13 protein-coding genes are annotated in these 13,560 nt (G+C 63.5%); all 13 read right to left on the bottom strand.

The features are described 5' to 3' along the window. Nucleotides 1-154: 154 nt before the first annotated feature. On the bottom strand, nucleotides 155-1,087 hold the full coding sequence (gene rarD, locus J0M27_RS20380; RefSeq protein ID WP_294996281.1) for an EamA family transporter RarD: 933 nt from the start codon (nucleotides 1,085-1,087) through the stop codon (nucleotides 155-157). 5 nt (nucleotides 1,088-1,092) lie between these two features. Continuing rightward, nucleotides 1,093-1,653: a YqiA/YcfP family alpha/beta fold hydrolase gene (locus tag J0M27_RS20375; RefSeq protein ID WP_294996279.1), complete on the bottom strand. Its 561-nt coding sequence runs from the start codon at nucleotides 1,651-1,653 to the stop codon at nucleotides 1,093-1,095. Next, on the bottom strand, nucleotides 1,650-2,474 hold the full coding sequence (locus J0M27_RS20370; RefSeq protein ID WP_294996276.1) for an undecaprenyl-diphosphate phosphatase: 825 nt from the start codon (nucleotides 2,472-2,474) through the stop codon (nucleotides 1,650-1,652). Before J0M27_RS20370 ends, J0M27_RS20375 begins: the two co-directional genes overlap by 4 nt. A gap of 39 nt (nucleotides 2,475-2,513) precedes the next feature. Continuing rightward, nucleotides 2,514-2,753: a YkgJ family cysteine cluster protein gene (locus J0M27_RS20365; RefSeq protein WP_294996273.1), complete on the bottom strand. Its 240-nt coding sequence runs from the start codon at nucleotides 2,751-2,753 to the stop codon at nucleotides 2,514-2,516. Then, nucleotides 2,750-5,896 carry a BPTD_3080 family restriction endonuclease gene (locus tag J0M27_RS20360; RefSeq protein ID WP_294996270.1) on the bottom strand — a complete coding sequence of 1,049 codons (3,147 nt, stop codon included), beginning with the start codon at nucleotides 5,894-5,896 and terminating at the stop codon, nucleotides 2,750-2,752. The genes J0M27_RS20365 and J0M27_RS20360 overlap by 4 nt, the downstream gene beginning before the upstream one ends. 3 nt (nucleotides 5,897-5,899) lie before the next feature. Continuing rightward, nucleotides 5,900-6,268, bottom strand: a complete 369-nt coding sequence (locus tag J0M27_RS20355) for a DUF5615 family PIN-like protein (protein ID WP_294996267.1) — start codon at nucleotides 6,266-6,268, stop codon at nucleotides 5,900-5,902. Continuing rightward, entirely contained in the window at nucleotides 6,265-6,507 is a 243-nt protein-coding gene (locus tag J0M27_RS20350) for a DUF433 domain-containing protein (protein ID WP_294996264.1), read from the bottom strand. Before J0M27_RS20350 ends, J0M27_RS20355 begins: the two co-directional genes overlap by 4 nt. A gap of 44 nt (nucleotides 6,508-6,551) precedes the next feature. Continuing rightward, nucleotides 6,552-6,866: a DUF2442 domain-containing protein gene (locus J0M27_RS20345; RefSeq protein WP_294996261.1), complete on the bottom strand. Its 315-nt coding sequence runs from the start codon at nucleotides 6,864-6,866 to the stop codon at nucleotides 6,552-6,554. Continuing rightward, nucleotides 6,847-7,083 (bottom strand): DUF4160 domain-containing protein, encoded by a 237-nt coding sequence (locus tag J0M27_RS20340; protein ID WP_294996258.1) that lies wholly within the window; start codon nucleotides 7,081-7,083, stop codon nucleotides 6,847-6,849. The genes J0M27_RS20345 and J0M27_RS20340 overlap by 20 nt, the downstream gene beginning before the upstream one ends. Continuing rightward, complete coding sequence (locus J0M27_RS20335) at nucleotides 7,083-10,163, bottom strand: site-specific DNA-methyltransferase (protein WP_294996255.1); 3,081 nt, start codon at nucleotides 10,161-10,163, stop codon at nucleotides 7,083-7,085. The genes J0M27_RS20340 and J0M27_RS20335 overlap by 1 nt, the downstream gene beginning before the upstream one ends. Nucleotides 10,164-10,299: 136 nt before the next feature. Further along, nucleotides 10,300-12,159, bottom strand: coding sequence for a phosphomethylpyrimidine synthase ThiC (thiC, locus tag J0M27_RS20330; RefSeq protein ID WP_294996252.1), 1,860 nt, complete (start codon nucleotides 12,157-12,159; stop codon nucleotides 10,300-10,302). Between the two features lie 98 nt (nucleotides 12,160-12,257). Next, on the bottom strand, nucleotides 12,258-12,896 hold the full coding sequence (locus J0M27_RS20325) for an arylesterase (protein WP_294996249.1): 639 nt from the start codon (nucleotides 12,894-12,896) through the stop codon (nucleotides 12,258-12,260). Further along, a partial coding sequence (locus J0M27_RS20320) for a GMP reductase (RefSeq protein WP_294996246.1) occupies nucleotides 12,893-13,560 on the bottom strand: 668 nt, incomplete at its 5' end. The genes J0M27_RS20325 and J0M27_RS20320, both read right to left, overlap by 4 nt.

Genomic DNA, 13,560 nt, shown 5'->3' with positions numbered 1-13,560 from the left:
GCGAGGTCGAGCACGCGCTGGCCGGGCGCCGGCCCGGCGGCGGCCAGCAGCGCCGTCGCCAGTTCACCACGACTGCCGGCGGCAGCGAGGTAGCGCGCGCCGATGCGGTTGTAGCCCTTGCGTTCGAGGCGCTTGAACTGGGCCGAATCAAAACTCATGGCAGCGGCGCGTCCGCTTTCGCGGCGGTGAATTTGAGCAGGTCGACGCTGTAGACCGCGAGCCCGCTCCAGATCGCCGCGAAGGCCAGCGTGCGCGTGAAATCCATGGGCTCGTGATACACCAGCACGGCGATCAGGAAGGCAATCGACGGCGCGATGTACTGCAGGAAGGCGATCATGGAAAGCGGCAGCCGCCGCGCCGCGACGGCGAACAGCAGCAGCGGGATGGCGGTGATCGCGCCGGTGGCGACCAGCAGCAGGTCGCGGCCGTCGAACAGATTTGCGCCGGTGCCGAAGTGGCCGGTCCCGGAATGCTGGATCCAGCCCAGCCAGAGCAGCGCCACGGGCGTCATGCAGACGGTTTCGAGGAACAGGCCGCTGGCGGCGTCGAGCGGCAGTTGCTTGCGCAGCAGGCCGTAGATGGCGAAGGTGGCGGCCAGCACCAGGGCGATCCAGGGCAGGCCGCCGGCGCGCAACGCCTCGATCGCGACGCCGGCGGCGGCGAGCAGCACGGCGAGCCATTGCAGCGGACGCAGGCGCTCCTTGAGCACCAGCACGCCGAGTGCGACGTTGAGCAGCGGCAGGATGAAATAGCCGAGGCTGGTTTCGATGATGTGGCCGTTGTTCACGCCCCAGACGAAGGTCAGCCAGTTGCCGAGCACCAATGCGGCCGCCAGGGCGATGCGTGCCAGCTGCGCGGGAATCCGCGCCACGCGCAGCGCGTCGCCGAAGCCGCGGCCGGTGCCGAGGATGGCGGTCATCAGCAGCATGGCCCAGACCACGCGGTGGGCGATGATCTCGTCGGCCGGCACCTCGACGATCTGCTTGAAGAAGATCGGCACCAGGCCCCAGATCAGGTAGGCGCCGATCCCGGCGACGATGCCGCGCCGGGTGTTTTCAGGCGTCGCCGCTGGGTGCGTCGCGCTCACGGCGTTCAGGCTTCCGAAAAATCGATGATCGAATCGAGGTAGTCGTTCCAGCGCGTGAAGCTGTGGTCGCCGCCTGGCAGCACGGTCTGCTTCGCGCCAGCATAGCGGCGCACGGCATCGCGGTAATCCAGCGTCTCGTCGCCTTCTTCCACCAGCAGCCAGAAGCGTTCGGGCTTGGCCAGCACCGGAATCGCGATGGCACGCAGTTCATCGACGTGTTCCAGCGTGAAGTCGAAGCGCTCGCCGGTGTAAAGCCACTGCTGCGGGCCGATGTATTTCTGCAGCGAAAGGTGGGCCACCACCGCCGGATTCACCAGCACCGCCTTGAGGTCGAAGGTCTCGGCAAGGTATGTCGAGTAGTAGCCGCCGAGCGAGGAGCCGACCACGGAGGTGACGCCATGGCGCGCTATCAGGCCATCGGCGAGCGCAATGGCCGCCCGTGGCGAGGCAGGCAACTGCGGGCTCAGGAATTTCTCGCCGAGGCCGCGTTCGCGCATGCGCGCGCCCAGGGCCTGCGCCTTGTTCGACTGAGGCCCACTGGTAAACCCGTGCAGATACAGAATCAAGGTGCGCTCCAATCGACCACGCCCATCTGCCAGGTGACCAGCACGACGATGCCGAAGGCGATGCGGTACCAGGCGAAGGGGGTGAAGTCGTGGGTCGAGATGAAGCGCAGCAGCCAGCGCACGCAGAGGAAGGCGGAGACGAAGGAGGCGGCGCAGCCGACGGCCCACAGGCCGAGGTCGTCGGCCACCAGCAGGTGGCGTTCCTTCCAGGCCTGGTAGGCGCTGGCGGCCATCAGCGTCGGCACGGCGAGGAAGAAGGAGAACTCGGTGGCCGCCTTGCGCGAAAGGCCGAACAGCAGTCCGCCGATGATGGTGGCGCCGGAGCGCGAGGTGCCGGGAATCAGCGCGCAGGCCTGGGCCAGGCCGAGCTTGAACGCATCCATCGCGGACAACTCATCGACACTTTCGACCCGGATCACGTGCTGGCGCCTTTCGGCCCAGAGGATGATGAAGGCGCCGACGATGAAGGCCGTCGCCACCGCCACCGGGTTGAACAGCGTGGCCTTGATCATCTTGCCGAAGATCAGGCCGAGGATGGCCAGCGGCAGGAAGGCGATGCCCACGTTGAGCACGAAACGCCGCGCCGCCGGGTCGCTGCCGAGGCCCGTCAGGACGGCGCTGAAGCGCGCGCGGTATTCCCAGCAGATCGCCAGCATGGCCGCAGCCTGGATCACGATCAGGAACAGCTTGCCGCGCTCGTCGTTGAAATGCAGCAGGTCGCCGGCGAGGATCAGGTGGCCGGTGGACGAGACCGGCAGGAATTCGGTGAAACCTTCGACCAGGCCGAGAATCAGCGCCTGCAGCAGCGGGTGGAAATCCATGTCAGGAGAATAAATCGGCGCCGGGAGAGGCGGTCGAGTCTAGCATGCGGCGGTAGCCGCCTCCAGTTGCGCCAGCCAGGCCAGGGCCGCCGTGCGGTCGCTGCCGCACATCTCGGCGGAAGGCTGGAGGCCGCTGCAGCAGGCGGGCCTGCGCGAGCTGCCGAACAGCGCACAGCGGTAGTCGGGCGTCAGGTGTACGCAGGGTACTCCGGCAGGCTTGTCCAGGGTGCTGATCGAAGGCGCGATGCAGCAGGCGCCGCAGCCGGGTCGGCAGTTCATGGGCTGGAAATCGCCGTGTCGCCAGCGCCGACTTTTAATTCAGCGAGGCTTTGGCTATCGGGTTTCATGATGTCTTTGATTTCCTCGATCACCTTCTGCGGGTCTCTGCAGGCGTGAAACGCCCAGGTCCCAAGCCGACCCCAGTGATTGACCGCACTGACCCAACGTCGTGCCGCCTGATGTTTGGCCCGATCCATCTCGCGCTCCTCGCCCTTGATTTCGAGCAGCAAGCTCAAGCCATTGGTGAGACGAACAAGGAAGTCCGGAAAATAGGAGTGGGCGATGCCGAAGTACTCGTAAGGAATCGATAGCTCCAGATGGTCGTTTCGAGCGTAGAAGGACACTATGTCCCTGGCCTGCTCCAGCCGAAAAACGGCGGCCTGTTCCCATGAATTGGTATCGGCCACCACCTGGTTGATGTGGCTGCGAATCGTCGGCACACAGGGCCGCGTCGTCTTGAAATTCACCTCGCCAGTCGTGCCGATGGGTTTGTAGCGGTTCAGGCGCGGCATCAGCGGCGGCTCGCCGCCTTCGGTGTCCGGTTCGATGGCCGAAACGAGCCGCTCGACAATGCGCCGCACATAGGTTTCCAGCCCCAATTCGCAGGAGTGACAGCCACGGAAGTCGACCTTCCTTGGCTTTTCCGGAGTCCCGACGTATTCGTCGACGATCCGGAATACCTGCGGGAACAGCTGATGTCGTCCTTGCAGACGCAGCTTGGGCGTGCCGCCCTCTATGCCCTCGGTCAATGCGCCTACGACCAACCTTGCAATCTCGAACTTGATCGTTTGCAAATGGGTGCTGGCGTAATAGGCCTCGCGATCCTGCGTTGCCGTGGTGAATCCGCCGGCCACGGACGGATTGCCAATCTGGTAGCCGACCTGGGGCTTGACGAAAACAGCGGTAGGTGTCGTGTCGGGCGCCAGTATCAGCTTCTCGATGGCATCCACATTTGCAGTCACCACGTTCTTGCGCAGCGCAAAGGCATAGCCTTCGACAATCGGGAAACGCATTTCGTAGTGCTTGCGCGCCTCATCGGAGCGCACATGGTTCTTCGGCTTGTCTTCCGGCGCCTTCGAGCTTGTCGAACGGCCGCGGAAGGGGATGACCGAAAACGGGACACCGTAAATATCGACATACTCTTCGGTGAACAACCCGGTTTCAGGGTCGACGGTGTAATCCATGCGGCGCAGGCCGCGCCCGACCACTTGCTCGCACAAGAGCTGGCTGCCGAAGGCGCGCAAGCCCAAAATGTGCGTGACGTTGTTCGCGTCCCAGCCTTCGGTGAGCATCTGCACCGAAACCACGCAGCGCACCTGTTCGCCCGGCTGCCCGAGCTTGCCCACGGTGTCGATGATGTGCCGCAATGCCTCGGCCGCCTCCTTGCGCGAGCCCTTCGCATCGTTCGATTCCGCCTCGGCCAGCAGCTTGGAGTCGATGCGCAGTGTCGGCCGGAAGCCGTCCCGATTCGAAAACAATTCAGGAAATATCAGGCCGGTGCCGAACACTGTCCTGGTCTTGGCCTTCTTTTTCTTCTTCGACGAAGGTTCGTCTTCATCCTCGTCTTCATCGGCGTCTTCCAAAATTTCCACCGATTCCTCGCCGGAAATATTCTTGTAGAAGAGTTCGGCGATATTCGTGTTGTCGGCGACGATGATCATCACCGGCGGCACCTGTTCCTGGCCGGGCTTGGCTTCCTGCAGGTAGCTGGCACGCTCCTTCCACTGGCCTGCCAAAGTCAGCAGCGCATCCTGCGCCTCGCGCCACACCACCTCCGGCTTGGGCTTGCCGCCGGGCAATTTTTCGCCGGGCTGCATGCCGGCGACGATGGATTGCCAGAGGCGAAAAAACTTCGGCTCCGGGCGTCCCGTCGTATCGGAAACCGGCAGCCGTGGAATCTTGACAATGCCGGACTCGATGGCGTCCACCAGACCGAAATCGGACACCAGCCAGGGGAAGGGCGAACCTTCGATATAGCCGCTGCCGCCAAGATAGAAAGGCGTCGCCGACAGATCGACCACGAACTTCACGCCGCAGGCCGCATTGATCCTGTCCAGCCCCGACACCCAGACTGTCGCTTCCTCGCGCTCGGATTTCTCCTCGGCGGAAAGCTTGTCGCCAGCCTCGACCGGCTTTGGCCGATACGCGTGGTGCGCCTCGTCGTTCAGCACCATGATCGGCGCCCGATCATGGAGATCGCCGAGCACCCGTCGCGCAAAGGCATCCGGGCTTTCCTCGCCCTTGTCCACCACCACGTAGCTCTTGCCCGATTCGACGTGAGGGCTCTCCGGCGCGAACTTGTGCCAGTTGCTGATCAGTACCTTGCTCTTTTGCAATTCGGGCATCAGTTGCGCGGGGACGATGTCGAACTGCTGGTAGTAGTTGTCGTCGGTATCGGTGCGCAGCACCTGTAGCCGCTCGAAGATGGTCAGGTTCGGGCACACCACCAGCACCGCATTCGGAAACCGCTCGTCAGCCGGCATCCGCCCGCGATTGCAGAACGTCCAGGCGATCAGCATGGACATGACCACCGTTTTGCCACTGCCGGTGGCCATCTTGCAGCCGTAGCGGGTCAGCGCCGCAAAGCCGTCCTCGTTGGGTTTGTCCGCCAGGGTCGGAAAGACTTTCGGCGCCTTCTCATAGACGAACGAGGGCTTGTCGCCGGCTGCCAGCGCCTTGTAGTCGGCGTGGGAGACCTTGGGCGTGAAGCCGGGGTTCTTGCCGCCGGCCAGAATCTCGTTGATATAGATGACGGTTTCGACCGCTTCCAGTTGGCAAAAGAACAAGCGGCGGATCCTGTCGGACCGCGCCCAATGCGCCAACAGTTGCCGCGTCACCGGCGTCGCATTTCGATACTCGCCATTCCTGCGCCAGCGCTTGACGTCGTCGCGCAGCAGGTTCACCAGGGGCAGGTCGTCGCGCTCCTCTTCCGCCAGCAGCGACATCTGTGCCGATCCGGTGCGCTGCGTCTTGAACCAGTACGAAGCGGGGCGGCGACCAGTCTCCTCGCGGGCGTCCCCCGTCTGCGTGTCGTACACCCAGTGCCGCGTCGGCTCCTCGAACGGCTTGCAGAGGATCGGCTTGGCAACCGGCTGGATCGGAATCTCCCGCTGGGCAGGGCTGTTGGCAAGTTTGCTCGCCATCACTCAGTCCGTATCGGTCGCGTGGATGCGAATCCGTCCTGGTTCAACGATCCACAGCCGCTTATCCAGGGCTTGCGCAGGCAGTGCGGCCAGCAACTGATCCAGCAACTGCAGCAGCAGGTCGGCCGTCATGCGTCCCGGCGCGGCCAGTATGGCGATTCCCGCCGAGCGCTCGGGAGGAAAACGCAAAACGTGGGAAAAATCCAGGTCAAGCGTGAGCAAGGCCCGGCCTTCCTCGGCACACACCCGAAAAATCGTTTCGTCCGAGGCTCCGCTCAAGCGCTGCAGCGCCACGGTGGAAACATCGTGCCCTGCGCCGGCAATGCGCGCGAAGCCGCGCTGACCCAGGTTTTCGTCCAGCTTGAATTTCACGCGGCCGCTTTCATCCCGGCGGGAATGATCTGCTCGCGCGACATTTCCGCGCCATAGGCCAGGGCCGCGCGGATGTCATCCAGCGCCAACTGCGGGTATTCGGCCAGCAGATCCGCTTCGCTTTCGCCATCGGCCAGGCGATCGAGCAACAGCGACACCCAGATGCGCGTGCCGCGCACGCAGGGCTTGCCGAAGCAGACATTGGGGTCGATGCTGATGCGGGTCAACAGGGGGTGCATGGCTGTCTCCTTTGTTTGTCGGTATGCGGAAAGCTCACGTTCGATTACGCTCCATTCACTGCGACCGAACGCTTCTTCAGCCATCGGTCAAGCGAAGCCTGACTTTCCTGCGAAGCATGGCCAGCGAGAAGTCCCTTGACGCTGATGTCCTCATCCAGCGCCGACCAGTGGATACCCTCGCCGCGTCCGCTCAAGCGCCACGTCGAACGTTCAGCCGGCGTGCCGTGCAGCAGACGCGGAAACCACGCCAGCGGCACCGATACCGTGCGCCCATCGGCCAGGTCCACGCTCAAGGTATCGTCGCCGACAAGGACGTTGGTCGCTTCCGGCGTTTCGATTTCAATCGCCAAAGTAGTCATGCCATTCCTCCATCAATAAATCGCGATGCTCCTGAATCAGCGCGTGAATGCGACCGATCTCCGCCCGCGAGAAACGGCCGCTGGTCGCCAGACGTACCGGACTCAGCCAGAATTTCGCCACGGAATCGTCCCGCTCGACATGCACGTGAGGCGGCTCGCCGCGGTCGTTGGCGTAGAAATACAGGCGATACGGACCCAGTTGCAAGATCGTCGGCATCAGTATCCTCCCGCCGCGCCATCCAGGCGCATCACCCGCATCACTTCGTTGCCGCGCGGATCGATCACTTTCACCGCCACCCGCTTGTGCGGTCCCGCCACGAAGGGCAGCGAGACGGTGCCCGACAGCGTATCGAAAGCGCCTTCGTCGATCACGGACTTCAGCGCCTTCGCCAGCTTCTCCCACGCGCTCTTGTCGGGAAAGAAGGCCTGCGTGATGCAGAAAGTGCGGCTGTCGTAGTCCGAATCGACAAACCACGCGGCGACTTTGTCCACGCTGGTGGCGAGGATGGTGTTCTCCACCGGGTTGTAGATGTCCACGCCTTCGAGGGTGATGGTGAACATCCCGTCCGCGTTGCTGTCCAGCTTCATGCGCGGGCTGCCGAACACGGAGAACAACTGGGCGTTCGGCGTTTCCTTGAGCAGGCTGCCCATGTTCACATCCGGCCGTATGTGCGCCAGATGGCAACGCAGCCGCGGATTGGGGTCGTCCTGGATCACGGCCTGCGCCGCCGCGTCGAAGGAGAAGCCGGCAAACACCAGGTTCTCGAAGCCGCGCCGGGCGGCGAAGGTCAGTGCGTTTTCCACCTGCCAGGCCGTCACCGGCCCGAACTCCGGGCCGACCGAAACGGCCACCGTCTGCGTGTTGCCCTCGCCATCGCCCCACTCGCCTTCGGCGTGCAGGAAATCCTCGCCGATGGGCGACAGGCGCGAAAACTTCGCCACCTTGTTGTTGGGGAAGCGCACGCCGTCGGCAAAAAGCAGCCGAATCATCTTGTCGAGGAAGGCCTCGGCATTCTGAGGGGCGTCGGCCGCATCGAATCCTTCCAGTTCGCCTTCCGTCTCCTCGATCTCGGAAGTGCCGTGCAGGGTCATCTCGGCCGGCATAACCGCTTCCATCGTGAAGGGGCCGGATACCCGAACCACATTTTTACGTACTCGAGGTTTGTCCACCAACTCCTCGGGTGTGGCATTGGCTGCAATGGCCTCGTTGACCGCGTCCATCTTCGCCCGCCACGCCGCGCGGTATTCGCCCAGCGCCGCCTGCAATTCTTTCGGCCAGTCGGCGTCGATGTCGAAGGGCACTTCCCAGTCATACCAGCCGGCAAAATCCGCATCGACGGTGAGTTTTGCCTTCGGATCGCGATTTGCTGGAGGCAGTAGCCAGCGGCGGCGATCTGCTTCGGTGACCGCTTTCTTGCCCTCGGCCTTCTGCTTCGCTGCCAGCTTGGCCGCCAGCTTCTGGCGCGCTTCCTTGCCGACCTTGGCTACAGCGCCATTCAAGGTCTTGAGCTTCTCGTCCAGCGTCGGCTGGTGCTTGGCAAAGATCGAGTCCAGCGCCGAGTTCTGCGCAATGGACTTCAATGTGACATGCGGCACCGTCTCGCAATCGAGCGTCATCGCCGTGCCGCCAGCGCCGACTTTCTCATCCTTGAGCCATGGGCCATTCGGATTCCGCCGCCGGTCGTCGTCGTTCAATGTCCGCAATTCGAAGTAGTCGAACTTGGCCGTCATCAGTCGCTGGCGTGCCAAGGCGAGGGCGACGCGCGAGGTGTCCATCGTGATCCAGCGTCGGCCCCAATGCTCGGCGACATAGGCCGTGGTACCGGAGCCACAGGTCGGATCGAGCACTAGATCGCCCGGGTCCGTGGTCATAAGCAAACAGCGCTGTATAACCTTTGTCGTGGTCTGAACAACGTAGACTTTGTCCTGTTCAGCCGTGCCCATCGTGTCTGCCCAAAGGTTGCCGATAGTACTAACCGAGAAGTCTTCGAAATACTTTATGAAATTGGCAAAATCACGAGTCTTAAGAAGGCGTCCGGCTTTGATTAGCCGAGCCATTCCCGTGCCGTTTGTCTTCCAGCCACCTTTCCGTGATGACACCACTTGCCCATCAAGATCAAAGCTAAACGTGGTTGATTCGCTTGGGGTTTCCGAAACAAGCGGGTCGCCCCGCCATGGGCGAGCGCTAGTTGGAAGCAACGCGGGTTTCTCTTGCTCTGCTTCGGTGATGGGCCGCGACCACCCCTCAATCAATTGCACTCTCGCAAATCGGGCTCCAGTTCCATCGCTGAGATCCTTTGCGATGTAGAGCGGGTTGTACTTCATCACATCAATCTGCTTCCCATACCAAATGAGATAGTCAGAAATGTTGTCAATTCTCGACTCGCCCATCCCGCCAGTCTTCTTGACGGTGATGAGGGAGACAAAGTTCTCTGCGCCGAAAATCTCATCCATCACAGCCCGAACCCGATGCAAATTCTCATCCGATATCTGCACGAAAATCGAACCGCTGTCGGTCAGCAATTCCTTCGCCACCATCAGCCGGTCGCGCAGGTAGGCCAGATAGGAATGCACGCCCAGCGTCCAGGTATCCCGGTAGGCCTTGACCATCTCCGGCTCGCGCGTAAGGTCCGATTCCTTGTCCTTGACGTCGCGCTTGCCGACCTCGGGTTGGAAATTCGAGGCGAACTTGATGCCGTAGGGCGGATCGATGTAGATCATCTGCACGCGGCCGGCGAGGTTTTCGCGCCGGGACAGCGAGGCCATGACCTGCAAGGAATCACCGAGGATCATGCGGTTCGCCCAGTCCATGTCGTGCTGGTAGAACTGCACTGCCTCGCGATAACTGAGCTTGGGGTCGGCGAACAGGTCGCGCTGCACGTCCTGCCGGGCCGCGACCTTGACGATGGCCTGGGCGGCAATGCGTTCGTGGATATGCAAAGCCACTGGCTCCACGTCGAACCAACGTTTTTCGCGCTTGCCTGACCATTCCAGCCACGGCTGCTGATTGCGCAAGGCCTCGGCGAGCAACTTTGCCTCGTCGTCGGTCAGCGCCCGCTGCCGTGCCGTGGCCAGCAAGTCCGGCAGCTTGTCCGCCGCCCCGGCAGCATCGAAGCGCAGCACCGGCGGCCGATGGGGGTCGTATTCATAGCGAATGCGCGCCGGCGATTCGAGTTTGCCCTGCGCCGCCAATCCCGCCGGCGGGATGTTGGTGCGCTTCGCGTCGAAGCGGTAATCGGCGATGGTTTCGGTGGGCTGCGCAGGTTCAGCCGCTTTCTTCTTGCCTCGCGAGGCCATTTCTTCTCCCTTGGCAGCGGAAACGTCTTGATATGACGTTCATGATACCGGCAATCGGGATGAGGCCGCTGGATTCCGGCCTTCGCCGGAATGACGAGGGCACCGTGTCGCCAGAGCCGACTTTTGTCGGTGGTACTCAGCCCGCCTTGTAGACCTCGCCGCCGCTCCTGACGAACTCCACCGACTTCGTTTCCATCCCCTTGCTCAAGGCCTCCTGTTCCGAGACACCGAGCGTGGCGGCGTAGTCGCGCACGTCCTGGGTGATCTTCATCGAGCAGAAATGCGGCCCGCACATGGAGCAGAAGTGGGCCAGCTTGGCGCCGTGCTGGGGCAGGGTCTCGTCGTGGAATTCGCGTGCCTTGTCGGGGTCGAGGCCGAGGTTGAACTGGTCTTCCCAGCGGAACTCGAAGCGTGCCTTGGACAGCGCGTTGTCGCGCACCTGCGCGCCTGGATGACCCTTGGCGAGGTCGGCGGCGTGCGCCGCGATCTTGTAGGCCATGATGCCGTCCTTGACGTCGTTCTTGTCGGGCAGGCCGAGGTGCTCCTTGGGCGTCACGTAACAGAGCATGGCGGTGCCGTACCAGCCGATCATCGCCGCGCCGATGGCGCTGGTGATGTGGTCGTAGCCCGGAGCGATGTCGGTGGTCAGCGGGCCCAGGGTGTAGAAGGGCGCTTCGCCGCACAGGCGCAACTGCTCGTCCATGTTGAACTTGATCATGTGCATCGGCACATGGCCGGGGCCTTCGATCATCACCTGCACGTCGTGCTTCCAGGCGATTCTGGTGAGTTCGCCGAGGGTTTCCAGCTCGCCCATCTGCGCCGCGTCGTTGGCGTCGTAGATCGATCCGGGACGCAGGCCGTCACCGAGGCTGAAGGCGACGTCGTAGGCCTTCATGATTTCGCAGATGTCCTCGAAGTGGGTGTAGAGGAAGTTCTCCTTGTGGTGCGACAGACACCACTTGGCGAGGATCGATCCGCCGCGGCTGACAATGCCGGTCATGCGTTTGGCGGTCATTGGCACGTAGCGCAGCAGCACGCCAGCGTGGATGGTGAAGTAATCGACGCCCTGCTCGGCCTGTTCGATCAGGGTGTCGCGGAAGATTTCCCAGGTCAGGTCCTCGGCCTTGCCATCCACCTTTTCCAGTGCCTGGTAGATCGGCACGGTGCCGATCGGCACCGGCGAGTTGCGCACGATCCATTCGCGCGTTTCATGGATGTTCTTGCCGGTGGAAAGATCCATCACCGTGTCGCCGCCCCAGCGGATGGCCCAGGTCATCTTGTCCACTTCGTCCTGGATGGTCGAGGCCAGCGGCGAATTGCCGATGTTGCAGTTGATCTTGGTGAGGAAGTTGCGGCCGATGATCATCGGCTCGGATTCCGGGTGGTTGATGTTGTTGGGGATGATGGCGCGGCCGCGGGCGACTTCGTCGCGGACGAATTCCGGCGTGATCACGCGCGGAATCGAGGCGCCGAAACTCTGGCCGGGGTGCTGTTGGCGCAGCAGGTCTTCGAGGCCGTCGAGCTTCTGGTTCTCGCGGATGGCGACATATTCCATTTCCGGCGTGATGATTCCCTGCCGCGCGTAGTGCATCTGCGACACGTTCCTGCCGGCGAGCGCGCGGCGCGGGCGGCGCGCGAGGTCGAAGCGCAGGCCGGCCAGTTCGGCATCGATCGCCCGCTGGCGACCGTACTCTGACGACAGGTCGGCCAGTTCCTCGGTGTCATTGCGCTCGGCGATCCAGGCGGCGCGAAGCTGGGGCAGGCCCTTGCGGATGTCGATGCTGGCGGTCGGGTCGGTATAGGGCCCGGAGCAGTCGTAAACCGTGACCGGCGGATTCGGCGTGTCGGCGGTAGCGCTCTGGGCGATCTCGCGCATCGGCACGCGGATGTCGGGCCGGCTGCCGGCGACGTAGATCTTGCGCGAGTTGGGCAGCGGGGCGATCGCGGCGGCATCGACATGGGCGTCGGCGGCGATGAATTTTTCGTTGGCGTTCATGGGGCAAGCTCGATTCTGGAGGGGGTGGGGCAGGGGGCTGAAACTACTGGAAAGACGGGCCGAATGCAACCCGCCGCGTGGCGCGGATATCTCCGCACTCAGCGCGCGAAACCGATCTTCCTGAGTTCGGCGTGGATTTTTTCGTCCAGCCTGGCGTGCCCGGCCGCGTTGGGGTGCAACTGGTCGCCCTTCAGCGCCGTGTCCGACAGCACTTCGGGCAGGGCGTCCTTGATCAGCGGCACGTTCTTGTCCTTTGCCACCTCGGCGTAGAACTCGGCGGGTGCCAGATTGTTGAAGACAGCGCCGGCGATGCTGGGTTTCGGCGTCGCCAGCAGCACCGCCTTCGCGCCGCGCGAACCGACCAGGTCGAGCATGCGGCCGAGGTTGGCGACCGTTTGCCCCGGCGGAAGCTTGCGTAGCATGTCATTGCCGCCAAGGGTCACCAGCACCAGTTTCGGCTGGTGCTCGTCGAGCAGCGCCGGCAGGCGTTCCAGCGCGCCGGCACTGGTATCGCCGCTGATGCCGCCATTGATCACCGCCCAGCCGGTGCGCTGCCCGAGCAGCGTGGGCCAGTCTTCGCCGGGCCTGACGCCGTGCGGCGCGGTCAGGCTGTCGCCCAGTGCCAGCACCTTGGTGCCTGCGGGCAGCGGGCTTTCCTTGGGTTTGCCGCCGCAGGCCGCCAGCGCCAGCAGTAGCGCGGCGAGGGCGACGCGAAGCCAGGCCGCCAGTGGGCTCACGACTGGCCGAAGACCTCGTTCAGTTGCCGCGCGACGCGGATGAAGGTGGTGCGCTTGGACAGTTCGCGCAACTTGTGGGCGCCGACATAGGTACAGGCGGAGCGCACGCCGCCGAGGATCTCCTGCACCGTGCCGTCGACCGGCCCGCGCGGGTCGAGCAGCACCTCCTTGCCCTCGGCGGCGCGGTAGTTGGCGACGCCACCGGAGTGGAGGTCCATCGCGGCGCGCGAACTCATGCCGTAGAAGCGCAGCTTTTTTGCGCCGTCCTGCTCCACCACCGCGCCCATGCATTCGTCGTGGCCGGCGAGCATGCCGCCCAGCATGATGAAATCGGCGCCGCCGCCGAAGGCCTTGGCCAGGTCGCCGGGCGAGGTGCAGCCGCCGTCGGCGCAGATCAGGCCGCCCAGGCCGTGCGCGGCATCCGCGCATTCGATGATGGCCGAGAGCTGGGGGTAGCCGATGCCGGTCATCTTGCGCGTGGTGCATACCGAGCCGGGGCCGATGCCTACCTTGACGATGTCGGCGCCGTCGAGGATCAGTTCTTCCGCCATTTCGCCGGTGACCACGTTGCCGGCCATGATGGTGATATTCGGGTAGCCGGTGCGCAGGCGCTGCAGGAAGTCGATGAAGGACTTGGTGTAGCCGTTGGCCACATCGACGCAGA

Source organism: Sulfuritalea sp., assembly GCF_017302275.1.
Lineage (GTDB): Bacteria > Pseudomonadota > Gammaproteobacteria > Burkholderiales > Rhodocyclaceae > Sulfuritalea.
Note: the sequence above shows the minus strand (reverse complement) of the source record. Positions and strands in the feature narration are given on the sequence as shown.

Coding starts and splice junctions, on each gene's coding strand:
- J0M27_RS20370 (WP_294996276.1), bottom strand. CDS start 2,474: ATGGATTTCCACCCGCTGCTGCAGGCGCTGATTCTCGGCCTGGTCGAA.
- J0M27_RS20365 (WP_294996273.1), bottom strand. CDS start 2,753: ATGAACTGCCGACCCGGCTGCGGCGCCTGCTGCATCGCGCCTTCGATC.
- J0M27_RS20360 (WP_294996270.1), bottom strand. CDS start 5,896: ATGGCGAGCAAACTTGCCAACAGCCCTGCCCAGCGGGAGATTCCGATC.
- J0M27_RS20350 (WP_294996264.1), bottom strand. CDS start 6,507: ATGCACCCCCTGTTGACCCGCATCAGCATCGACCCCAATGTCTGCTTC.
- J0M27_RS20345 (WP_294996261.1), bottom strand. CDS start 6,866: ATGACTACTTTGGCGATTGAAATCGAAACGCCGGAAGCGACCAACGTC.
- J0M27_RS20340 (WP_294996258.1), bottom strand. CDS start 7,083: ATGCCGACGATCTTGCAACTGGGTCCGTATCGCCTGTATTTCTACGCC.
- J0M27_RS20335 (WP_294996255.1), bottom strand. CDS start 10,163: ATGGCCTCGCGAGGCAAGAAGAAAGCGGCTGAACCTGCGCAGCCCACC.
- thiC (WP_294996252.1), bottom strand. CDS start 12,159: ATGAACGCCAACGAAAAATTCATCGCCGCCGACGCCCATGTCGATGCC.